The following is a 21,538-nucleotide window of genomic DNA, read 5'->3' on the forward strand; positions in this document are numbered from 1 at the left end:
GGTGGCCGCTCAGCGCAGTCTGCCGCGGGGCCTGCTGCGGCTCCTGCCCGCGTCGACGGTGTTCTTCAGCTCCAGCACCAGCTGCGGGCTGAGCGCGGCGCCCGCGCGGTTGGCGAAGACCGTCATCTCGTAGGCGATGTTGCCGAGCTTGGCCTCCTTGTCGGTGACCACGCCGAGCACGGCGCCGCTGCCGATCGCGGAGACCAGGACGTGGCCGCCCTCCAGGTCGATGATGACCTTGTTGAGGCCGCCCAGGCCGTAGTTGCCGGAGGCGCCGGCCGCGAGGCTGGTGATGCCGGAGACGATCGCGGCCAGCCGCTCGGAGTCGGCGTGCTCGCGCAGCTCCGACACGGCGATCAGCAGACCGTCGGAGGAGACGGCGATGGCGTCCACGACACCCGCCGTCTCGGTGGCGAAGCGGTTGAGCAGCCAGGTGAAGTCGGCTGCGGCGGCCCGCAGGTCGGTCGGCGTGGCGTCGCCCGTCGGGGTGTCACCTGTCGACGTGCTCACTGCTCGGCTCCTTCCGGAAGGTGCTGCTCGTGCTCGGGGTTCCGGTGGTGGGTCGGGGGTCGGTCGTGCGCGGTCTGGTCCCCGGCCGGGCGGTCGTCGTCGTCCGCCGCGGGGGTGTCGGGGTGGGAGCCGGTGCGGTGCGTGGGGCCGGCGGGGTCCGCAGGCGTGCGGTCCTCCGGGTCTGCGCGCTCGGGGCCCGTGTCCGGGGCGGGGCGGTCGGCTCCCGCCGTGCCGGTGTCCCGGGCCGCTTCGGACGCGGTCGCCGCGGCCCGTACGGCGTCGAGGGGGATCTCCCCGGTGTCGCGGCGGGCGCGCTCCACCGCGGCCTCGAACTCCTCCAGCGCGTCCCGGACGGCCTCCGCGTCGGCCGGGCCCGGGGCGCGCAGCGCGGCCTGCTGGGCGGCCGCCTCGGCCGTCGTGCGCAGGGTCGCCCCCCGCACCCGGCGCCGCAGCGGGCGGGGTCCGTCCCCGGACGGCAGCGGCTGCTCGCCGCGGGCCCGCGGGATGAGCGGGGCGCCGCCCTCGGCCGCCGCGGGCTCCCTGCGGGGCGCACGGCGGGGCAGCGGGCCCGCGCTCTCGGGGGCCGGGGCGGAAGGGGTGGGGCCGGTGGGTGCCGCGGACGGGGCGGGCGCGTGCGCGGGGGAGGCCGTGGACGCGGCGGGCGCCGGTGCCGGGGGGACCGTGGACACCGCCGCCGGCTCCGCCGTGCGGGGCACGCTTGCTGTTGCTGTTGCTGTTGCTGTTGCTGTTGCTGTTGCCGTTGCCGTGGACGTAGGTGTGGTCGTCGCCGGGGCGGCCGGGGTGACCGTGGTGCTCAGGGTGAGCAGCAGGCTCGACGGGATCGCCACCTCCGCCGTCACGCCGCCGCCCGGGGTGCGGGTGAGGGTGACGCCGACGTTCCAGCGGCGGGCCAGCGCGCCCACCACGAACAGGCCGAGCACCTTGGTGGGGACGACGTCGAGGCGCTCGCGGCGCACCAGGCGGGCGTTCTCCTCGGCGAGGCGCTCGGCGCTCATGCCGAGGCCGTGGTCGGCGACGCTGATGTACGCGCCCTCCCGTGCGGAGCCGACCGTCACCTCGACGGGGCTGCCGGCGGGCGAGAACGACACCGCGTTCTCCAGGAGTTCGGCCACCATCAGCGTCAGGTCGCCGATGATGTCGGGCTCGACCATGACCTCGGTCCCGGCGTGCAGCTGGACCCGCTGGTAGCCCTCGATCTGGCCGAGCGCGGCGCGCACCACGTTGGTGAGCGCGGTCGGGCCGGCGTCCAGGACCGTCTCGCGGATGCCGGCCAGCAGCATCAGGCTGTCGGCGTTGCGGCGCAGGCGGACCGCGATGTGGTCGATGGAGTAGAGCCGTTCCAGCAGCGCCGGGTCGGTCTCGCCGCGCTCCACCGCGTCGATCAGCGCGAGCTGACGGGTTGTCAGGTTGCTGACGCGGCGTCCGACGTTGCCGAACATCTCCGCGACGTTGCGTCGGCTGAGCACCTGGCGCTCCAGCAGCGCGGCCGCGGTGGTCTGCACGTTGTTGAAGGCCTCGGCGAGCTCACCGATCTCGTCGTCCGCGGTGACCGGCAACTCGCGCAGCCGGGGCGGCCCGCTCTCCTCGGCGTCGTCGTCGGCGACCCGCGCGAGTTCGCGCCCGGCGACGTCGGCGACCTCTTGGGCGGCGCCGGTGAGGGCCAGCACGGGCCGGATCACCGAGCGGCGCACCAGCGCGGAGAACGCGATCCACACCGCGAAGCCCAGCAGCGCCAGGCTCAGCAGCAGCGCCGCGCGCCACTCGGCGTCGTCGGCCGACTGCTCGGCCCGGTCGGCGATCCGGTCGATGAGCGAGCCGGTCACCTCCAGCCGGTTCTCGGCTTGTTGCTGGTAGTCGCCGTAGGAGGCGAGGGCGTCGCGCAGCGCCGCGCGGATCTGGCGGTCCGACTCGGCCTGCAGGGAGCTGGGGTCGACGGCCAGTTCGGCGTAGTGCCGGTCGATGACGGCCTGGGCGGCGTTGTGCTCGATGCCGCCGAGCCGGTCGGCCTGCTCCTCGCCGGCGAACCGGGCGAACCGCTCGGCCTGGTAGGCGTACAGCTCGTGGGCGCCGACCGCGCCGGTGAACTCGATCAGCGCGTTGGAGTCCCCGGTGCGCGCCGAGAACACCCCGGTCTCGTAGGCGCCGTGCGCGGCGTCGGCGCGCAGCAGCGAGTCGAGCAGGTTGCCGGTGAAGGTGGTGGCCAGCGCGGAGTTGCGGTCCAGGCCCAGGCCGTCGATGAGGGCCTGGGCGGCACCGTCGTAGGCGGGGTCGATGTTGTCGGCGGGCAGGTAGCCCTGCTCGATGGTGTCCCGCAGGCCGGCCAGGCCCTCGATCCCGCGCAGCGCCTGCGCCTCGGTGCCGGGCAGCCGGTCGCCGAAGGTGTCGCGGACCGTGCGGACCTGGCTGTCCACGCTCGCCTGCGCCACCCGGTAGGGCTCGGAGGAGGGGGTGCCGCCGTCGAACGACGCCTCGTGGCGCACCGACAGCAGGATGGCCTGCTGGTGCTCGGCCTCCACCAGGGAGACCAGCCGGGCCACCTGCGCGCTGTCGCGCACCAGCCGGGACGCGTCCTCGGCGCGGCTCGACTCCTCCAGCAGGTCGGCGATCAGGTACGCGAGCAGCACCGCGATCACCGCGAGCGGCACCCCGACGAGCACGTTGAGCTTGCGCTGGAAGGGCCACCGGTCGGCGAAGCTCCGCAGACCCCGGCCGGCGGAAGGGGCGTCCGACCGGGCTGGCGCGTCCACCTGGTTCGTGGACACCGGGCCTCCTTCGTGGGGTGCGGCACCGCGCGCGGCGCACGCTCGTGACCGGTTGTGATGGACTGCTGATCGATGTGCCTGCCCTGCGGTCGGCATCCCACGGCAGCACGCGCGCACGCCTGTACACGGACGGTGCGTGACGACACCGGAGCGGCCCCCGCACACCGCTGTGACCGACGCCAACTGCCCGGAGACTATCGCCTCTTCGAACACGCCCGCACAGGGCCGACGTCAAGAATCAATTACGAAGCACCGCCGGGGCCGGACGGTTCGTGCACCCGTCGAAGACGAAGTGAATCGTTAACACGGTTTCCCTTGACTGACCGAGAAGCGGCTGGATTGGATCGAGACCTGCGCGTTTTCTTCACCCCCATCGAACCCGAGAGCTCGGAAACGGACACGTGACTTCCAACGCCCACAGCAGCAGGTTCCTCCGCAGACGTCCCGGCGCGGCGGCCGTCGCGCTCGCCGCGGCCACGGTCCTGCTGGCCGGATGCGGCTCCTCCGACGACTCGGACGACCCGCTCGACGGAGGCAAGGCGGACGGCAGCTCGGTCGTCGTCGGCTCCAACAACTTCGCCGAGAGCATCCTCCTCGCGGACATCTACGGCGAGGCCCTGAAGGCCAAGGGCATCAAGGTCTCCTACAAGCCGAACATCGGCAGCCGCGAGACCACCTACGGCCTGCTCAAGAACGGTTCCATCACCGTCCTGCCGGAGTACAACGGCTCGCTGCTCGCCTACCTCGACGCCAAGGCCCAACAGACCTCGCTGCAGGGCGTGAACGCGGCCGTCAAGGCCAAGCTCGACGCCAAGCTGACGCTGCTGGAGTCCTCCCCGGCCGAGGACAAGGACTCCGTCACGGTCAACGCCGAGACCGCCAAGAAGTACGACCTGACCGCCTCCTCGACGCTGGCCGACCTCAAGGACGCCGCGCCCGAGCTGGTCCTCGGCGGCTCGCCCGAGTTCCAGACCCGCCAGCAGGGCATGCTGGGCCTGGAGTCCGTGTACGGCCTGAAGTTCAAGTCGTTCAAGGCGCTCGACGCCGGCGGCCCGCTCACCCAGGCCGCGCTGAAGAAGAACACCGTGCAGGCCGCGGACGTCTTCACCACGGACCCGACCATCACCAAGGAGAAGTTCGTCGTCCTCCAGGACCCGAAGAACCTCTTCGGCTTCGCGAACGTGACCCCGCTGGTCTACAAGAGCGGTCTGTCCCAGGAGGGCGTCGCCGCGCTCAACGCGGTCTCCGCCAAGCTCGACACCAAGACCCTGCTCGACCTGGACTCCCAGGTGCAGCTGGAGAACAAGGACCCGCTGGACGTCGCCAAGGCCTGGCTGAAGACGGCCGGCCTGGACTGACCCACCCCGCGCGCAGCCCACGTGGACACCACGGCGAACGGACCGACCCGGGTGCCCCCGCACGACGGCGGGGGCACCCGGGTCGTCCTGGACGGGACCACCCTCACGGCCGGCGACCTGGTCGCGCTCGCCGACGGCACCGCCGTGCCCGCCGTGGCACCCGGGGCCCGCGCCCGCGCCGTGCGCTCCTGGCGCGCCGCCCAGCGGCTCGCCACCGCCGGCCGCCTCTACGGCCGCGGCACCGGCGTCGGCGCCCAGCGCTCGGTGGCGGTCGCCCCGGACGACGAGGCGGCCCACGGCCTGCGCCTGCTGCGCAGCCACGCCGGGGGCGCCGGCGACCTGCTGCCCGCCCGGCAGGTCCGCGCCCTGCTCGCCGTGCGCGCCAACCAGCTCCTCGCCGGCGGCTCCGGCATCCAGCCCGCCTTCGTCGACGCCCTCACCGACGCCCTGCGCCTCGGCGTCCACCCGGCGGTCAACGAGTACGGCGGGGTCGGCACCGGCGACCTCACCGCCCTGGCCCAGACCGGGCTCACCCTGATCGGGGAACGCCCCTGGCTGGACACCCGGCGGGAGCACCCGGCCGACCTGCCCCCGGACGGCCTGCCCGCACCGGTCACCCTGCGGCCCGGCGACGCGCTCGCCCTGCTCAGCAGCAACGCCCTCGCCCTCGGGCAGGCCGCGCTCGCCTGGCACGACCTCGACGTCCTGCTCCGGGCCACCCACGCGGTGGCCGCCCTGTCCCTGGCCGCCGTGTCGGGCTCGCCCGAGGCCTACGCCGCCCCCGTGCACGCCCTGCGCCCCTACCCCGGTGCCGCGCGCGCCGCCGCCGAGGTGCGCCGACTGCTCGGCCTGCCCGAGCGGCCGCCCGGCCAGGGCCGGCGCATCCAGGACCCGTTCGGCTTCCGGGCGTTCCCCCAGGCGCACGGCTGCGCCCTGGACGCCGCCGACCGGCTGCGCACGGTGGTCGAGGTCGAGATCAACTGCCCCACGGAGAACCCCCTGGTGGCACCCGACGGCTCCGGCGCCTACCACCACGGGGGCTTCTTCGCCGCGCCCCTCGCCCTCGCGCTCGACGGGCTCGACCTGGCGCTGCTGCAGACCGCGCAGCTCTCCGCCGCCCGGCTGACCGCGCTCGGCGATCCCGGGCTGACCGGGCTGACGCCGTTCCTCGCCGTCGGGCCGGCCGGCAGCTCCGGCACGATGATCCTGGAGTACGCCGCCCACTCGGCCCTGGCGGAGCTGCGGGCGAGCGCCGACCCCGCCTCCGCCGGGCACGCCGTCCTGTCCCGGGGACTGGAGGAGGCCGCCAGCTTCGCCGGCCAGGCCGCCCGCCAGACCCTGCGCGCGACCCGCGCCTACGCCACCGTCCTGGCCTGCGAACTGGTCGCCGCCGTACGCGCGTTGCGCCTGCACCCGGCACCCCCACCGGTCCCCGCCTTCACCCTGGCGGCGGCCGCCCTCCCGGCGGGCACGGACGACCGCCCCCTGACGGGCGACGTGACGACGGCGACGGAACTCCTGCCGAGGCTGGCGGAGTTGTAGGGGCGGTGTCGATGCCCGGTTGTCGGCCGGCGGTTGTCGGCCGGCGGTTGTCGGCCAGCGGTTGTCGGTCGTCGGTGGGCGGTGGCGGTAGGCGGCTGTCCGGAGGCGGCGGGACGGAGGTCGGACGGGTGCTGCCTGCTGCGTGAGAAATCAGGTGGGGCTTCCCCCGCCCGCTGGCTAGGCTCGCGTCCCGTGAACCGACGGCGACAGAAGAAGCTCGCGCGGCGTCTCGTCGCGGCCGTGCTCTGCGACGACGGGCGGGCGGTCGACGCGCTGTTGCGGGCCGGTGCCGACCCGGGCGCCGCCGACGCGGACGGGGTGACCCCGCTCTACACGGCCTGTGTGCAGGGCAGCGCGGACACCGCCCGGCGACTGCTGCGGGCCGGGGCGCCGCCGGACGCGGAGAGCGGCGGCCCCGGGGCGGACGGCACGCCGCTGTGCGCGGCCGCCTGCTGGGGCCACACCGAGACGGTCCGCACCCTCCTCGCCCACGGCGCCGACCCCACCCTCCGCGAGGACGAGGGCACCGGGCGCACCCCGCTGGAGTGGGCCCGCGAGGGCGCGCATGCGGAGACCGTCGCGGTGCTCGTCGCGGCGGGGGCGGGCTGAGGCCTGTGCGGGGGACGGCCGGTCGAGAGGGCAGCGCCCCCTCGACCGGTGACCGTCCGGGTCCGTACGGCGGACGTACCCGCGGGCCGGGACCGCGTCAGACCTTCGTCAGGCCCGCCCCGTCCGCCGGCTTCGCCTGCTTGCGTACCCGGCGGCCCCGGCGGGGCTCCTGGTCGGGGAGCCAGCCGAAGGCGAGGCAGCTGCCCGTGACCCCGAGCAGCAGGCCGATGAGGAAGCCGCCGAGGTTCGAGGTGACCCAGGTGCCCAGCGAGAGCAGCACTCCGGTGATCGAGTAGAACAGCCGCTGCGCCGGGTTGAAGAGGATCAGCAGGCCCAGCAGCAGCATCAGGCCCGGCAGGAGGTAGCCCGCCAGGCCCTGCATGCCGATGTGCAGCACGACCTTCAGGGACGCCTTCTCGGTGAGCAGGATCCAGCCCCCGCCCAGGGCGAGCAACAGCCCGCCCCAGAACGGCCGTCGGGCCCGCCAGTGCCGGAAGGCGGGCCGCAGTCCCTGACGCGGACGGTCGGCCGTGGTCATCAGCAACCCGAGCTGCTGAAGCTCAGCTTGAGGCCGGGCAGCTTGAACACACCGGCGGTGGTCGCGTAGTTGACCTGGCGCAGGTTGGCGATGTGGACCGTGTCGGCCTGCTGGCTGAACACGCCGATCGGTCCCTTCACGCCGGCCTTGGTCAGGGTGCTGGCGTCGTTGCCGATCTCGATGTTGTCGAAGGAGGCGTTGCCGGACAGCTCGGTGGAGTCCGTGGTCAGGTCGGTCGCCTGCACCTTCTGCGACCCGGAGCCGGCCTGGATCTTCAGGTTGGTGCCGCCCAGGTCGACGCTCTGGCACAGCTTGGTGAGGGTGGCGTTCTTGATGGCGGAGGTCACCACGAGCACCTGCCCGCCGGTGTCACCGGCGTTGGGGCTGCCCTCGGCCATGTTGTCGAGCGAGCCGAACTGCTCGAAACCGGTTCCGGTGAGGTCCGTCGCGGTGACCGTGAACGGCATGCCGGAGATCGCGAACTGGACCCCCAGCGCGCCTTGGGCGGTGAGGACCGCGAGTCCGGCGGCGACCAGGGTCGCGGGCACCGCCATGACGGCGGCCCGGCGCATCCGCACCCGGCCGCGCCGTTCTTCGGAACCGCTTTCCGGGTTCCCGGGTGTTCTGTCGGCGGACGACGTGACGTCCGAGGACGAGGCCATGTCTGCTCCCATGGGCATAGTCATGCGGGTTGGGCATCAGTGGCGCGTTGTCCTGGCGCGGACACCGGCTGCCGCGAGCGACTCCTCACCAGTCCCGGATTCGCAAGGGCTTTCTCGTTACGCGGCAGTAGCCATTTCGGAAGTTACCGATGGTTACACCCAGGGGTCAAGGGACATGTGGAAAAACGGTGTTCATGGCGTGTCTCCCGGGGGGCGCCCGTCTGGACGGGCCGCGCGCATATATCTGTCGGACCGTCAATTACTGTGATCGACACGTGCGTTGAGCCTTGACGACGTCCCGCGGCGGGTCTACAACTGCCCCAGGCCGACTCCGTGGGCACCGCCCCGGCCGGCCCGGATCCGTGGCGCCGGATCCCCCACGCGGCAGGACGGCCGCGTTTCCCGGACGCACCTCAGCACGGGCGGATTCGCCCCTGAGTCCGTTTTTCTGCACCTCTCCACGGCGACGGCTGCGACCGCTTTCCCCCGCGGTCGCGCCCGTACGTCCCGTTCCGCCCGGCCCGGCCGGGGGCGACTCCCCAGGTGGGTCCCCGGCCGGTACCGGTCGGCTGCCGTTGCCGGTCCGTCGCGTACGGAGAAGGCGTGACGAGCCGGCAACGGCCGGCGCCGCGGACCACGTCCGCGCCCTTTCCCCAACCCTCACACGAAAGAGGCACCCGCATGCGTGCACGCTCCTTCCTGGCCGTCGCCGGTACGGTCGCCGCGCTCTCGATCCCCGCCATCACCCCGGCCTCCGCGGCCGGCAACGTCCTGACGACCGGGAGCGCCGGCGGCACCGCCGTCGCCGCGGGTGACGTCGTCACGGCCCCGCTGGCCTCGGGCACCAGTGCCACCCTCTACTCCAGCGCCACCGGCACCAGCGGCGTGGTCTGTGCCACGTCGCAGTTCACCGCGGCCGTCAACACCAACCCCGCCGCGCCCGGGACGGCCACCGAGTCCGTCACCGCGCACACCTTCGGCAACTGCACCAGCAACGTCACCGGCGTGCTCGGCGTCAACAGCATCACCGTCAACAACCTGCCCTACCAGTCCACCGTCGCCTCCAACGGCACCGTCACGGTGGCCGCGGCCTCCGGCTCGACCATCCAGACCACGGTCGTGCTGCGCACGCTGCTGGGCACCGTCACCTGCGTCTACCGGGTCCCCGGCCTGACCGGCACCGCCAGCAACGCCGACAACAGCATCACCTTCTCCAACCAGCAGTTCACCAAGGTCTCCGGCTCGTCCCTGTGCTTCGCCAACGGCTTCTTCACGGCCAAGTACGCCCCGGTGACCGACAACGGCGCCAAGGTCTTCGTCAACTGACCTGCCGACGCACTCCGTTCCACGGTTCGACCGTTCCACCGTTCACGCCCCCGGCCCGCGGGCCGGGGGCGCTCAGCGCCGCCGCAGCCGCGCGGCCAGGGCGGCGCCGCCGGTGAGCACCAGCACCGCCGCGGCGCCGCCCGCCAGCAGCGGGGCGGAGGGTCCGCCGCCGGTCTCCCGCGACGCGGCGGCCACCGGCGTGCTCCCGGCGGCGGGCCGCTCCGCGGGGGCGCCCGCCGGGGAGGGCGACGTGGTGCCCGGGACGGCGGGGGCCCCGGCCGCCTCCCGGTCCTTCGCCTCCGGGGCGGCCACCGCGCTCGCCCGCGCGTCGCCCCGGCCGCCCCGCGCCGACGGCGTGCCCGCACCGGCCGTGGGGGAGGCCGCCCGGACCTGCGGGAACACCACGTCCGCACACGAGTAGTAGGTGTCGGGCGTGCTGGTGTTCTGCCAGACGGTGTAGAGCACCTGGCGGCCCGTGCGGTCGGCGGGCAGCTTCGCCGTGAGGTGGTAGGCGCCGTCGCTCAGCGCCGGGTCGGTGATCTCGGCGAACGGGCGCCGGGGCAGGTCGTCCCAGGTGAGCGGCTTCGCCGGGTCGTACCCGGGCTCGGTCAGGTACAGCCTGAACGTGCCGGTGTGCGGGATCGTCGACGCGTAGGTCATCCGCAGCCTCCCGCCCGGCGTGAGCCGCGTCGCCGGCCAGTCCGCGCGGGCCAGGTCGAGCCCCCGGTACGCGGGCAGGCCCCCGCTGCACAGCTCGCCGTCGGGCACGACCTGCCGGTCGCGGCCGTCGACGTTCGCCACCCGCAGGTTGTCCCACGCGGTGAAGGGGCCCCCGTTCGCCGCCACCGCGGCCCGGCACGCGGCCGTCCGGGACGCCGCACCCCCCTCGGGCGAGCAGGCGTACACCCGGCTGACCGGATCGGTGGGCGCGCCGTGCGCCAGGGCCGGGCCCGCGGCGCCCAGGGCCAGCAGGACGGGGCTCAGGGCGGCGGCCGCCAGGGCGGCGAGCGGGCCAACTGCGGTCATCCGGGGCATCGGGGACGTCTCCTCGGCCGGCACGGGAACGGTCACCCCAGCAGTACGGGAACGACCCCCGGTGCGTTCACGGCGCCCACCGGCTTCCTGGACCGCCCGCCGGGCACCCCCGCTCGCAGCCCCCGTGTCGGTCCGTCCGCCGGACGCCCGGCCGCCCGTCGCGAAGGCGCCCTACGAAGCTGCCCGTCGCGAACGCGTCCTAGGAGGCCGCCCGTTCCTCCTCCGACGCCAGCACCCGGGCACCCCGGTCGGCGCGGGCGTCCAGGCCCGGGAGCAGGCCCGGGACCGCGATGCTCGGCAGGATGTGCGCCCACATGACCGCGAGCCGGTCGGCCAGGTCGGCGCGGTCCGTGAGCGCCCGGGCCATCAGCTGGACCCCGGTGAAGCACCCGACCAGCAGCTCCACCGTGTCGCGCGGCCTGACCGTCGGCAGCAGCTCGCCGCGCTCCTGCGCCAGTTCGAGCAGCTCGGTGAGCCGGTCGGCCCACTGCCGGAACGGCTCGCCGTGGTCGACCCCGGCCGGCGTCTCCTGGTCCACGGCCAGCCGGACGCTGCCGCGCAGCAGCGCGTTGCCCAGCAGTTGCCGCCCCACCACGAACGTCATGTCGATGACCTCCTGGAGCTTGCACGCCTGCGGCGGCACGGCCCCGAAGGAGACCTGCGACTCCACCACGGCCTGCGCCAGCGACTCCTTGGAGGGGAAGTGGAAGTACAGGGCGCCCTTGGTGACGTCGGCCCGCTCCAGCACCATGGAGATGGTGGTCGAGGCGTAGCCGTGCTCGTCGAAGACCGCGCCGGCCGCTTCGAGGATCGCCCTGCGCGTCCTGATGGCGCGCTCTTGTTTCGCCATAAGAGCCCTTTCACGGCGCCGAGTCGACCGGGCCCCCGCGATCGCCCGCGGCCTCGGCCCGATCATAGGATGCCGTCGACTGATCTCGTTGAAAAACAAACCGGTCGCCTCGTACTCTAACGCCCGACGGAGTGACGGTTCGCCGTCGGCCGTGACCCGCGGGGGGCCGTAGGGAGAGAGATGACCCGACCGCGGCAGCCCGCCGACCCACCGTCCCTGACCACGACGGTTCCCCGCCAGCTCGTCCACCGCGCCGCCGTCGCGGAAACCCTTCCCACCGGCTGGCGCAGGACTTCCGCGGACCACTTCACCGTCCGGGCGCAGTGGCCGCGCGCGCACGGGTTACACGTGTCGCCGGACTGGACGGCCTACGACCCGCTGCTCGTGGTCGAGACCGTCCGGCAGGCCGGCACCCTGATCGCGCACGCCGAGTACGGGGTGCCGCTGGACCACCACTTCGTCCTCCAGGAGTTCCACACGCTGACCCGCCCGAAGGAGCTGGCGGTCGAGCGGCTCCCGGCCGAACCCGAGCTCGAACTCGCCTTCACCGAGGTGCAGTACCGCGGACGGCGCCCGACCGGCGCCCGCTACACCGCGCGGGTCCTGCGCGACGGCGCGGTGGTCGCCACCGCCGACGTCGGCTTCACCTGCGTTCCCGCGGCCGTGTACCGGCGGCTGCGCGGCGGCCGCACCCCGGACACGGTCACCGCCCTGCCCGTCCCGCCGGGGGTCGCGCCGGCCGCGGTGGCCCGCGCCCTGCCCGCGGACGTGGTCCTCGCCCCGACGGCGATATCCGGCCGCTGGCAACTCAGAGTTCATACCGCGCATCCCGTTTTCTTCGACCACCCGCTGGACCACGCCCCCGGGATGCTCCTGCTGGAGGCGGCCCGCCAGGCCGCGTACCTCAGCACGCGGGGCACGCGCGCCCCCGCGGAGTACGAGGCGCACTTCCACCGGTACGCCGAGCTGGACGAACCGTTGTGGATCGAGGCGCGGGACGACGGCACGGGCGTCGTCCAAGTGACCGGGACGCAGGCCGAGTCGGCGGTCTTCACCTGCCGGGTCGGCACCGAAGCGAGGTGAGCTATGGTGGACACGGGGTAGAAAACAAACGGCATGACCCGTTCTTTGCGGCCCAGGAGAGACCCGGATGGCGAGGCAGTTACGCGCCGAACAGACGCGCACGACGATCATCACGGCCGCGGCCGACCTGTTCGACCGGCACGGCTACGAGTCGACCAGCCTGAGCGACATCGTCGAGCACGCCCAAGTCACCAAGGGCGCCCTGTACTTCCACTTCGCGGCCAAGGAGGACCTGGCCCACGCGATCATGGAGTTGCAGTCGCAGGCCTCGCGCCGGGTCGCCTGCGAGATCGACGACCGGGGCTACTCCTCCCTGGAGTCGCTGATGCGGCTGACGTTCGGCATCACGCGCCTGTCCGTGGAGGGTCCCGTGGCCCGCGCCGGGCTGCGCCTGGCCACCGGGGGAGTCGCCGTGCGCCCGCCGCTGCGGCACCCGTTCACCGAGTGGCTGGAGCTGATCTCGCGGGGCCTCGCGGGCGCGGTCCGCGAGGCCGACGTGCACCCGGACGTCGACGTGGACGCGGTGGCCCACTCCCTGGTCTGCTCGTTCGTCGGCACCCGGGTCGTCACCCGCACCCACGAGCCGCCGACGCGACTGCCCCGCCGGATGGCCGAGATGTGGTACGTCCTCATCCGGGGCCTGGTACCGGTACCGCGCCGGCCGCGCTACCTGTCGCTGGCGACCCGGCTGGAGCGGGAGGTCATGGCGGTGTGCGCGGTCTGAGGAGTGCGCGTCCCGAGGGAGGGGCGCGCGAGCGCCTCAACCGGCGCGCGCCCCACCCCGCGCTACGGTGATCGGCATGCACCACAGCCCCGCCCCGCCCGTCCTCCTCGGCGACGAACCCGGTTCCTTCCCGCACGGCGTCCTGGCCGAGCGGCACCCGGCGATCATCGAGCAGGTGCGCGGTGCGTTCCCGTACGGTCCCGAGGTCCACCGCGCGCTGGACGCCCTGCGGGAGAGCTGCCTGCACGGCGTGCTGGAACCGCTCCCCGACGACGCGCACGACCAGCGGCGGTGGCGGGAGTGGGGAGCGGACGCCGTGCTCGGCCGCTCCTGGTTCGACGTGCCGTGGCTGTGGTCGGAGAGCTATTTCTACCGCCGGCTCCTGCACGCCGTCGGCTACTTCGCCCCCGGCCCCTGGCAGGGCGTCGACCCGTTCCGGCCGTTCAAGCTGGCCGAACTCGACAGCGCCGAGACCCGCGAGGAACTGGCCGCCCTCGACGCCCTCGCCCATCGCCCCGCCGCCGACCGCGCCGAGGCCCTGCTGCACGGCTCGCTCTGGGGCAACCGCGCCGACCTCGGCTTCCGGCTCTCCGACGCCGCGGCCGAGGACCGCGCCGCCGCACCGGGACTGGTCGCCGACGACAGCGCGCGGCTGTGGCCGCTGCTCACCGGCCGGGGCACGCTCTGCCTGGTCGCCGACAACGCCGGCCGGGAACTGGTCCCCGACCTGCTGCTCGTCGCCCACCTCCTCGCCGAGGGGCGCGTCGAACGGGTCGTCCTGCACGTCAAGCCCTACCCGTACTACGTCTCCGACGCCACGACCGCCGACCTCGTCGACGCCCTGCGCGCCCTGACCGCCGCGCCCGGCGAGGCCGCCGCGTACGGCCACGCCCTGTGGTCCGCGATGACCGACGGCACGCTCGCCGTGCGCGCCCACCCCTTCTGGGCGTCCCCGCTGCCGTTCGAGGACCTGCCCGCCGACCTGCGCGCGCAGTGCGCCGCCGCCACGCTCACCGTCGTCAAGGGCGACCTCAACTACCGGCGCCTGGTGGGTGACCGGCGCTGGCCGCCGACCACCCCCTTCGCCGACGTCACCGCCCACTTCCCCGGACCGGTCGCCGCGCTGCGGACCCTGAAGTCCGACGTGATCACCGGTCTCGCCCCGGACACCGAACGGGACCTGGTCGCCGCCGAGGGACAGCGCTGGCGCACCGGCGGCACCCACGCGCTCATCCAGGTACGGGACTGAACCGCCCGGCGAGAACCTCCCGACGAACGGCCCGCACACAGCAACGGGGGTGCGAAAGCAAGGGGTTCCGCCCGATTCACGCGATGGTGTGACCATGTGCCCTGCCGAGGATGCCCGTCGCGGCCCCTGGGTAGCCCCCGGCCATGACGCAGCCGTTTCACCTCCCGCGCTTCTACATGCCGTACCCCGCGCGGCTGAACCCGCACGTGGACGCGGCGCGGGCCCACTCCACGCGGTGGGCGCGCGACATGGGCATGCTCGAGGGGTCCGGCGTCTGGGAGCAGGCCGACCTGGACGCCCACGACTACGGCCTGCTGTGCGCCTACACCCACCCCGACTGCGACGCCGACGCGCTGTCGCTGATCACCGACTGGTACGTGTGGGTGTTCTTCTTCGACGACCACTTCCTCGACATGTACAAGCGCACCCAGGACCGCGCCGCGGGCAAGGCCCACCTGGACCGGCTGCCGCTGTTCATGCCGGCGGACCCCGGCGCGGCCGTCCCGGAGCCGCGGAACCCCGTCGAGGCGGGCCTCGCCGACCTGTGGGCGCGCACGGTGCCGGCCATGTCGGCCGGCTGGCGCCGCCGCTTCGCCGTCGCCACCGAGCACCTGCTCAACGAGTCGATGTGGGAGCTGTCCAACATCAACGAGGGGCGCGTCGCCAACCCCGTCGAGTACATCGAGATGCGCCGCAAGGTGGGCGGCGCCCCCTGGTCGGCGGGGCTCGTGGAGTACGCCACCGCGGAGGTCCCCGCCGCGGTCGCCGGCACCCGGCCGCTGCGGGTGCTGATGGAGACCTTCTCCGACGCCGTCCACCTGCGCAACGACCTGTTCTCCTACCAGCGCGAGGTCGAGGAGGAGGGCGAGAACAGCAACGGCGTGCTCGTGCTGGAGACGTTCTTCGGCTGCACCACCCAGGAGGCCGCCGACACCGTCAACGACATCCTCACCTCACGCCTGCACCAGTTCGAGCACACCGCCCTCACCGAAGTGCCCGCGCTCGCCCTGGAGGAGGGACTCGGCCCGGACGAGGTCGCCGCCGTCGCCGCCTACACCAAGGGACTCCAGGACTGGCAGTCCGGCGGCCACGAATGGCACCTGCGCTCCAGCCGCTACATGAACGAGGGGGCCGTGTCCTCCGCCGCGCCGTGGCAGCGGCTCACCGGACCCGGCACCTCCGCCGCGGACGTGGGCGCGCTGCTCGCCTCGGCCGCCGCGGAGCGGCTGCGCGCCCACGCGCACGTGCCGTACCAGAAGGTCGGACCCGCGCGACTGCCCGAGTTCCGCATGCCGTTCCCGCTGCGGCTCAGCCCGCACGTGGACCGGGCCCGCACCCACCTCCTCGGCTGGACCCGCCGCATGGGCATGCTCGCCGAGGGCGTGTGGGACGAGGACCGGCTCGCCTCCTGCGACCTCGCCCTCTGCTCGGCCGGCCTCGACCCGGACGCCACGCCCGAGGCCCTCGACCTGAGCGCCGACTGGCTGGCCTTCGGCACCTACGGCGACGACTACTACCCCCTGGTGTACGGCCACCGCCGCGACCTGGCCGCCGCCCGGCTGACCACGGCCCGCCTGTCGGCGTGCATGCCGGTCGACGCGGCGGACGCGGTGCCGGTCGTCCCGGCCAACGCGATGGAACGCGCCCTGGCCGACCTGTGGGCGCGCACCACGGCGGACATGACCGCCGAGCAGCGCCGCACCCTGAAGTCCGCGGTCGACGCGATGACCGAGAGCTGGGTGTGGGAGCTGTCCAACCAGCTGCAGAACCGCGTCCCCGACCCGGTCGACTACCTGGAGATGCGCCGCTGCACCTTCGGCTCCGACCTCACCCTGAGCCTGTGCCGCATGGGTCACGGCCCCGCCGTCCCGCCGGAGGTCCACCGCAGCGGACCCGTGCGCTCGATGGAGAACGCGGCGACCGACTACGCCTGTCTGCTCAACGACGTGTTCTCGTACCAGAAGGAGATCCAGTACGAGGGCGAGATGCACAACGCGATCCTCGTCGTGCAGACCTTCTTCGGCTGCGACTACCCCACCGGGCTGCGGATCGTGGCCGACCTGATGAACCAGCGGATGGAACAGTTCGAGCACGTCGTCGCCCACGAACTGCCCGTGCTGTACGACGACTTCGACCTGTCGGCCGAGGGGCGGGCGGCGATGGGCGCCTACGTCGACGACCTGCGGAACTGGATGGCGGGCATCCTCAACTGGCACCGCAGCGTGGACCGTTACCGCGCCGACTACCTGGCCCGGCGCGCCCACGGCTTCCTGCCCGACCGGCCGCCCGCGGTGCCCGCGCCCGCGTACCGGGTCACCGCCTGAGCGGCGCCGTACGGCTCGCGTGCTCGACCGCGGCGCGCGCCAGCCCCCGGACCATCGGGTGCGGGCGCGTGCCGTCGCCGTACAGCTCCGGCTGGAACAGCGACGCCAGGAAGAACGGGTGGCCGGGCAGTTCCGCGACCCGCACCTGCCCGGCGGAGTCCCGGCCGGAGAAGCGCAGTCCGTGGGCGCGCAGCGTGTCGAGGTGCCGGCTCGGCCCGTAGTGGCAGGAGTAGCGCTCCACCGAGCGCTCCGCGCCGAACACCGTGCGGGCCAGCGACCCCGGCTCCAGCACGACGGTGTCCTCGTGGCCCGCCAGCGAGCAGGCCAGCGGCTCGATCAGGAAGTCCTCGGCGTCCGGGTCGTTCTCCGCGTGCGCCACGCCCGTCAGGCCGCAGGCGCCGCGCGCGAACTCCAGCAGGGCGTGCTGGAACCCGCCGCACGTGCCGAGGAACGGGATGCCCTCCTCCCGCGCGGTGCGGATCGCGGCGAGCACACCGGCCTCGCTGCGGTACGGGCTGCCCGGGACCACCCACACCGCGTCGAAGCCCCGGACCGCGCCGGGCTCCTCGGCGTCCCCGGAGGGGATCCAGTAGGGGTCCAGCACCAGCCGGTCCCGGGCGGCCAGGGACTCCAGCAGGAGCGGGATGCGGGTGTGGGAGACGACGTGGGGGGAGCGGTCGCCGACGAGGGCGACCTTGGCGATCTGAGCTGCGCTGTCGGTCATGCCGACCATCCTGGGCAGCGACCCGACTTCACGTCCAACGATGATTCACGCACACGCCATAAGCACCTCTGATGCGGCGGGTGGGATGCTGGGCGCGTGGACCCGCACCTCCTGCGCACCTACGTCACCGTCGCCCGCCTCGCCTCCTTCTCGGCGGCCGCCCGGGCCCTCGGCTACACCCAGTCCGCCGTCTCCCAGCACATCGCCGCCCTCGAACAGGACCTCGGCGCCGCGCTCCTCACCCGTCGCCCCGTGGCGCCCACCCCGGCCGGCGAGCGGCTGCTGGAACACGCGGAACCGCTGCTGCTGCGCCTCGACGCGGCCCGCGCCGACGTGGTGCGGATGGCCGCCGCGCCCGCGTTCGGCCTGACCCTGGCCGCCTCCGCGACCGCGCTCGGCGCCCGAGTGCTCGCCGCGCTGCCGCCCGCCGGCGTCACCGTGCGCGTGCTCGCCCGCGACGCCGTCCCCGCGGCCGTCGCCGCCGGGACGGCCGACCTCGGCCTGGTCGACGGACTGGCCGCCCCGAGCGACCCGCTGCGGCTGCCCGACGTGGCACCGCTGACGACGTACGGCGTGGCGGAGGAGCCCGTGCGCGTCCTGCTGCCCACCGCCCACCCGCTCGCCCACCGCACCGGCCTGCGACTCGGCGACCTCGCCGACGCGCGCTGGCTCGACGCCCCCGACACCGGCCTGCCCCTGGCCCAGCTGCGCGCGGCGAACGGCAGCCACGGCTTCCGCCCCGCCCTGCGCTACGAGGGCACGGACGTCCGCGTCCTGATCGCCCTGGTGGCCGCGGGCCACGGCCTGACCCTCCTGCCCCGCACGGCGACCGACACGACCCCGGGCACGACCGCGATCCCCCTGACGGAACCCCGAGTGGTCCACCGCACGGAACTCCTCCACACGACGACCCCACCCGACCCGGCCCGCACCCTGGCAAAGTCCCTGTCCGCCGGCTCTTGATCAGGGGTCGCGGAGGAAGACGAGCGCCCATCACAGCGACCCCAGGGGCGCGGGGAACTGCGCGATCAAGCCCCACGCCCCCGCAGCCGAACGACGACGACCACCACAGCCGACCCAGGGGCGCGGGGAACTGCGCGACCAGCCCCACGCACCCACGGACGAAGACGAGCGCCGACCCACCCCACCGCCCCCAGTCTCACCCGTTCGTGTCCCGTACCACCCCGCCCCACCGGGTAGTGCACCCCCCGGAGGCGATCCCCATGGAACAGACCGCGTTGCGTCCCAAGCCCCTGCCGGGCCAGGAACCCCCCGCCCCGTGCGGCGGTGACACCGGCACCAGCAGGCCCGGCCCCCCGCCCCACCGCCCGCACGCCGCCCGCCGCCGCGGCCGTCGGCTGACGACCCTGCTGCTCGGCCTGCTCGCCGGCGTCGTCCTGGTGCTGACCGGCGTCGGCCTCGGCACCATGGGCGCCACGGTGATCGGCATGAGCAGGCTGGCCGAGTTCCAGCGCCAGGCCGCGGCGGCCCAGGCCGCCCCCGCCACCGGCGCCGCCGACGCGCCCACCGGTCCCCGCACCGGCCCGGCGCACGCCGCTCCGCCCGCACCGGCGCCCGCCCGGGCCACCCTCGGCGTCGAGGCCGTGGACGCGTACAAGGCGGGCGCCAAGGTCGTCGCCGTCCACGTGCCCGGACCCGGCTACACCGCCGGGCTGGTCCGCGGCGACGTCGTGCTGTGGTGCGGCCGCACCCGCGTCGAGACGGCCGCCGACCTCGCCCGGGCCGTCGCCGGGGCGAGCCCCGGCAGGAAGGTGACGCTCACCGTGCGGCACCGCAGCGGCGGCTACCAGCAGCTCGTCGCGGTCCCGGGCGTCGTGACGTGACCGGCCCCGCCCCACGCCCCGCCCCACGCCCCGAAACCCGCCGACCGGCTCGCGCCGCCCCCGCGGGCCGGGCAGGATGCTGCCCGTAGTCCCGCACGTCTCACCTGGGAGGCCCGGATGACCGGCAGCACGCCTTCACCCTTCACCGCCGACGACTACCGGGCCCGCATGGAGCGGGCGGTCCGCGCGGCCGCCGACGCCGGTCTCGCCGGGCTCCTGGTCGCCCCGGGCCCGGACCTGGTGTGGCTCACCGGGTACGCGCCGCCCGCCGTGACCGAGCGGCTGACGCTGCTGGTCCTCGCCCCCGGCCAGGACCCCGTGCTCGTGGTCCCCGCCCTGGAGGCCCCGGACGCCGCCCGCGCCCCGGGCGCGTCCGCGCTGGCCCTGCGGGACTGGACCGACGGCAAGGACCCGTACGCCGCCACCGCGGCCCTCCTCGGCGCCGGCGGCCGGCTCGGCATCAGCGACAACGCCTGGGCGCTGCACCTGCTCGTCCTGCAACGCGCCCTGCCCGGCTCCTCGTACGCCTCGCTCACCGAGGCCCTGCCGATGCTGCGCGCCGTCAAGGACGCCAGGGAGCTGGAGCTGATGGCGGCGGCGGGCGCGGCGGCCGACGCGGCGTTCGAGGAGATCCGCACCGTGCGCTTCGCCGGCCGCCGGGAGTCCGAGGTCGGCGCGGACCTGGCCCGGCTGCTGCGCGAACACGGCCACGAGCAGGTCGACTTCACCATCGTCGGCTCCGGACCCAACGGAGCGAACCCGCACCACGAGATGGGCGAGCGGGTCATCGAGCACGGCGACATGGTCGTCCTCGACTTCGGCGGGCTGAAGGACGGCTACGGCTCCGACACCACCCGCACCGTCCACGTCGGCGAGCCCACCGAGGAGGAGCGCCGGGTGCACGACGTCGTCCGCGAGGCCCAGGAGGCCGGCTTCCGCGCGGTGCGCCCGGGCGTCGCCTGCCAGGAGGTCGACCGGGCCGCCCGCCGGGTCGTCACCGACGCCGGGTACGGCGCGTACTTCATCCACCGCACCGGCCACGGCATCGGCGTGACCACCCACGAGCCGCCGTACATGATCGAGGGGGAGGAGCAGCCCCTCGTGCCCGGCATGTGCTTCTCCGTGGAACCCGGCATCTACCTGCCCGGCCGCTTCGGGGTGCGCATCGAGGACATCGTCACGGTCACCGAGGACGGCGGGCGCCGGCTCAACGACACGACACGCGAGATGGTGGTGGTCGACTGACGGGACGACGCGGCGAGCGGGGATCGCCGGCGACTCCCGGGAACCACCCGCGAGCCCCCGCCCCCTACGACCCCCTCCGACCCCCTACGACCCCCTTCGAGCCCTCTGCGAGCCCCCGCCGAGGGCGTCCATCCGAGCGACGACGGCGCGACCATGACCCAGGCACCGACACCCACCCCGGACACCGTCCGCAGACTGGTCCGCACCCTCCTGCACGAGGGGGGCCCGGCGGGCGCCACCGCGCGCGACGACGCGGGCGGCCCCGACGTACGGCCCGTCGCCGAGGGCGGCGGCCACTGCACCTGGTGGGTCGGCACCCGCCACGTGCTGCGGCTCGCCCCCGACCGCGAGGCCACCGCGCGCCTGCGCCGCGAACTGCGGCTGCGCGACCTGGTCCGCCCGCACGTCCCGCTCGCCGTGCCGACCAGCGTGGCGCACGGCGAGTGGTCGCCGGGGCTGGCGTACACGCTCGACACCAAGGTGCCGGGCGGCACCGCCGAGGACCACGACGTGACCGCCGTCGGCGAGGCCGACCTCGCCGGGCTGCTGGGCGGGCTGCGGGAGGTGCCGCCCCGGCAGGCCGAGGCGCTCGGCGTGCCACGGGCCGCGCCGCGCTCTCTGGAGGCGCTGCGCCGCATGGCGGTGGCCGCCGCGCAACGCCTCGCCGACGCCGACGAGTTCGACGCCGGGCGGCTGCGGCAGCTCACCCCGCCCGGAGCGGCCCAGCTGGCCGCCCAGCCGGGCACGGCCGTCCTCGTCCACCACCGGCTGCGCGGCGAACACCTGGTGGTCGGTCCCGAGGGGCGGGTGCGCGGCGTGCTCGACTGGACCGGGGCGGTGCTCGGCGACCCCGCCGAGGACATCGCCGGCCTCGCCCGCGCGGTGGGCTCCCCGGCCGCCGTCCGCGCGGCCACCCTCGCCGGGTACGGCGCCCGCCCCTGTCTGCGCGGCCTGTGGCTGGCCCGCTGCGACACGGTGGTCCGGCTCGCCGCCGAGCTCGACGGCCACGCCACCGGGCCCCTGCCGCTGCTGCGCGCCCAGCTGCACCGCACCTGGGAGCCGATCCTGCTGGAGCGGGTCACGGACTTCCGCGGGGCCGGGGAGGACTGACCCCGGGAGGCCTCGGACACGG

Annotated in this window: 19 protein-coding genes; 12 read left to right on the plus strand and 7 right to left on the minus strand. The window is 74.6% G+C overall.

Features of this window, described 5'->3' with window-relative positions; translation table 11 throughout:
• Positions 1–9 precede the first annotated feature (9 nt).
• On the minus strand, positions 10–510 hold the full coding sequence (locus AQJ30_RS05730) for a roadblock/LC7 domain-containing protein (protein WP_067229434.1): 501 nt from the start codon (positions 508–510) through the stop codon (positions 10–12).
• Complete coding sequence (locus AQJ30_RS05735; protein WP_079083850.1) at positions 507–3,293, minus strand: sensor histidine kinase; 2,787 nt, start codon at positions 3,291–3,293, stop codon at positions 507–509. Before AQJ30_RS05735 ends, AQJ30_RS05730 begins: the two co-directional genes overlap by 4 nt.
• A 401-nt stretch (positions 3,294–3,694) precedes the next feature.
• On the opposite strand from AQJ30_RS05735, the gene AQJ30_RS05740 reads away from it, so the two are divergent.
• The 3 genes from AQJ30_RS05740 to AQJ30_RS05750 all read left to right on the plus strand — a co-directional run bounded on the left by AQJ30_RS05740 (position 3,695) and on the right by AQJ30_RS05750 (position 6,802).
• The gene (locus AQJ30_RS05740) at positions 3,695–4,651 is read left to right on the plus strand and encodes an ABC transporter substrate-binding protein (protein ID WP_067229436.1); all 957 of its coding nucleotides are present in this window, start codon (positions 3,695–3,697) and stop codon (positions 4,649–4,651) included.
• Positions 4,652–4,672: 21 nt separating this feature from the next.
• Positions 4,673–6,193, plus strand: a complete 1,521-nt coding sequence (locus tag AQJ30_RS05745) for an aromatic amino acid ammonia-lyase (protein WP_067229439.1) — start codon at positions 4,673–4,675, stop codon at positions 6,191–6,193.
• 192 nt (positions 6,194–6,385) lie between these two features.
• Positions 6,386–6,802, plus strand: coding sequence for an ankyrin repeat domain-containing protein (locus tag AQJ30_RS05750; RefSeq protein WP_067229442.1), 417 nt, complete (start codon positions 6,386–6,388; stop codon positions 6,800–6,802).
• A gap of 97 nt (positions 6,803–6,899) precedes the next feature.
• Here the strand turns inward: AQJ30_RS05750 and AQJ30_RS05755 are convergent, their stop codons facing one another.
• Positions 6,900–7,340 (minus strand): DUF6114 domain-containing protein, encoded by a 441-nt coding sequence (locus tag AQJ30_RS05755; RefSeq protein WP_211278932.1) that lies wholly within the window; start codon positions 7,338–7,340, stop codon positions 6,900–6,902.
• The gene (locus tag AQJ30_RS05760) at positions 7,340–8,002 is read right to left on the minus strand and encodes a DUF6230 family protein (RefSeq protein WP_067229448.1); all 663 of its coding nucleotides are present in this window, start codon (positions 8,000–8,002) and stop codon (positions 7,340–7,342) included. Before AQJ30_RS05760 ends, AQJ30_RS05755 begins: the two co-directional genes overlap by 1 nt.
• Before the next feature lie 681 nt (positions 8,003–8,683).
• Between AQJ30_RS05760 and AQJ30_RS05765 the strand changes: the two genes are divergently transcribed.
• Entirely contained in the window at positions 8,684–9,328 is a 645-nt protein-coding gene (locus tag AQJ30_RS05765) for a Tat pathway signal sequence domain protein (RefSeq protein ID WP_067229450.1), read from the plus strand.
• A 72-nt stretch (positions 9,329–9,400) separates the two neighbouring features.
• On the opposite strand, the gene AQJ30_RS05770 is transcribed toward AQJ30_RS05765, so the two are convergent.
• Positions 9,401–10,363, minus strand: coding sequence for a lytic polysaccharide monooxygenase (locus AQJ30_RS05770; protein WP_067229452.1), 963 nt, complete (start codon positions 10,361–10,363; stop codon positions 9,401–9,403).
• Between the two features lie 199 nt (positions 10,364–10,562).
• Positions 10,563–11,213 (minus strand): ScbR family autoregulator-binding transcription factor, encoded by a 651-nt coding sequence (locus AQJ30_RS05775; protein WP_067229455.1) that lies wholly within the window; start codon positions 11,211–11,213, stop codon positions 10,563–10,565.
• Between the two features lie 180 nt (positions 11,214–11,393).
• Between AQJ30_RS05775 and AQJ30_RS05780 the strand changes: the two genes are divergently transcribed.
• From AQJ30_RS05780 to cyc2, 4 genes are all read left to right on the plus strand, one after another.
• A complete protein-coding gene (locus AQJ30_RS05780) occupies positions 11,394–12,296 on the plus strand; it encodes a ScbA/BarX family gamma-butyrolactone biosynthesis protein (protein WP_067229458.1) in 903 nt (300 codons plus the stop codon).
• Positions 12,297–12,363: 67 nt separating this feature from the next.
• Positions 12,364–13,020: a ScbR family autoregulator-binding transcription factor gene (locus tag AQJ30_RS05785; protein ID WP_067229461.1), complete on the plus strand. Its 657-nt coding sequence runs from the start codon at positions 12,364–12,366 to the stop codon at positions 13,018–13,020.
• A gap of 76 nt (positions 13,021–13,096) precedes the next feature.
• Positions 13,097–14,269 (plus strand): damage-control phosphatase ARMT1 family protein, encoded by a 1,173-nt coding sequence (locus AQJ30_RS05790; RefSeq protein WP_067229464.1) that lies wholly within the window; start codon positions 13,097–13,099, stop codon positions 14,267–14,269.
• A gap of 143 nt (positions 14,270–14,412) precedes the next feature.
• Positions 14,413–16,593, plus strand: a complete 2,181-nt coding sequence (gene cyc2, locus AQJ30_RS05795) for a germacradienol/geosmin synthase Cyc2 (RefSeq protein ID WP_067229468.1) — start codon at positions 14,413–14,415, stop codon at positions 16,591–16,593.
• On the opposite strand, the gene AQJ30_RS05800 is transcribed toward cyc2, so the two are convergent.
• Complete coding sequence (locus tag AQJ30_RS05800) at positions 16,583–17,317, minus strand: CTP synthase C-terminal region-related (seleno)protein (protein ID WP_067230860.1); 735 nt, start codon at positions 17,315–17,317, stop codon at positions 16,583–16,585. The genes cyc2 and AQJ30_RS05800 overlap by 11 nt on opposite strands.
• A 96-nt stretch (positions 17,318–17,413) precedes the next feature.
• On the opposite strand from AQJ30_RS05800, the gene AQJ30_RS05805 reads away from it, so the two are divergent.
• The 4 genes from AQJ30_RS05805 (at position 17,414) to AQJ30_RS05820 (ending at position 21,516) form a co-directional block, all read left to right on the plus strand.
• A complete protein-coding gene (locus tag AQJ30_RS05805) occupies positions 17,414–18,280 on the plus strand; it encodes a LysR family transcriptional regulator (RefSeq protein WP_067229471.1) in 867 nt (288 codons plus the stop codon).
• Positions 18,281–18,540: 260 nt separating this feature from the next.
• Complete coding sequence (locus AQJ30_RS05810) at positions 18,541–19,161, plus strand: PDZ domain-containing protein (RefSeq protein WP_067229474.1); 621 nt, start codon at positions 18,541–18,543, stop codon at positions 19,159–19,161.
• A gap of 117 nt (positions 19,162–19,278) precedes the next feature.
• Positions 19,279–20,406: an aminopeptidase P family protein gene (locus AQJ30_RS05815; RefSeq protein ID WP_067229477.1), complete on the plus strand. Its 1,128-nt coding sequence runs from the start codon at positions 19,279–19,281 to the stop codon at positions 20,404–20,406.
• 153 nt (positions 20,407–20,559) lie between these two features.
• On the plus strand, positions 20,560–21,516 hold the full coding sequence (locus tag AQJ30_RS05820) for a phosphotransferase family protein (RefSeq protein ID WP_067229480.1): 957 nt from the start codon (positions 20,560–20,562) through the stop codon (positions 21,514–21,516).
• Positions 21,517–21,538 lie beyond the last annotated feature (22 nt).

This window comes from Streptomyces longwoodensis, assembly GCF_001514125.1.
Classification (GTDB): domain Bacteria; phylum Actinomycetota; class Actinomycetes; order Streptomycetales; family Streptomycetaceae; genus Streptomyces; species Streptomyces longwoodensis.

Coding starts and splice junctions, on each gene's coding strand:
- AQJ30_RS05775 (WP_067229455.1), bottom strand. CDS start 11,213: ATGGCGAAACAAGAGCGCGCCATCAGGACGCGCAGGGCGATCCTCGAA.
- AQJ30_RS05810 (WP_067229474.1), top strand. CDS start 18,541: ATGGAACAGACCGCGTTGCGTCCCAAGCCCCTGCCGGGCCAGGAACCC.
- AQJ30_RS05760 (WP_067229448.1), bottom strand. CDS start 8,002: ATGGCCTCGTCCTCGGACGTCACGTCGTCCGCCGACAGAACACCCGGG.
- AQJ30_RS05800 (WP_067230860.1), bottom strand. CDS start 17,317: ATGACCGACAGCGCAGCTCAGATCGCCAAGGTCGCCCTCGTCGGCGAC.
- AQJ30_RS05770 (WP_067229452.1), bottom strand. CDS start 10,363: ATGCCCCGGATGACCGCAGTTGGCCCGCTCGCCGCCCTGGCGGCCGCC.
- AQJ30_RS05790 (WP_067229464.1), top strand. CDS start 13,097: ATGCACCACAGCCCCGCCCCGCCCGTCCTCCTCGGCGACGAACCCGGT.
- AQJ30_RS05820 (WP_067229480.1), top strand. CDS start 20,560: ATGACCCAGGCACCGACACCCACCCCGGACACCGTCCGCAGACTGGTC.
- cyc2 (WP_067229468.1), top strand. CDS start 14,413: ATGACGCAGCCGTTTCACCTCCCGCGCTTCTACATGCCGTACCCCGCG.
- AQJ30_RS05755 (WP_211278932.1), bottom strand. CDS start 7,340: ATGACCACGGCCGACCGTCCGCGTCAGGGACTGCGGCCCGCCTTCCGG.
- AQJ30_RS05780 (WP_067229458.1), top strand. CDS start 11,394: ATGACCCGACCGCGGCAGCCCGCCGACCCACCGTCCCTGACCACGACG.
- AQJ30_RS05815 (WP_067229477.1), top strand. CDS start 19,279: ATGACCGGCAGCACGCCTTCACCCTTCACCGCCGACGACTACCGGGCC.
- AQJ30_RS05765 (WP_067229450.1), top strand. CDS start 8,684: ATGCGTGCACGCTCCTTCCTGGCCGTCGCCGGTACGGTCGCCGCGCTC.
- AQJ30_RS05785 (WP_067229461.1), top strand. CDS start 12,364: ATGGCGAGGCAGTTACGCGCCGAACAGACGCGCACGACGATCATCACG.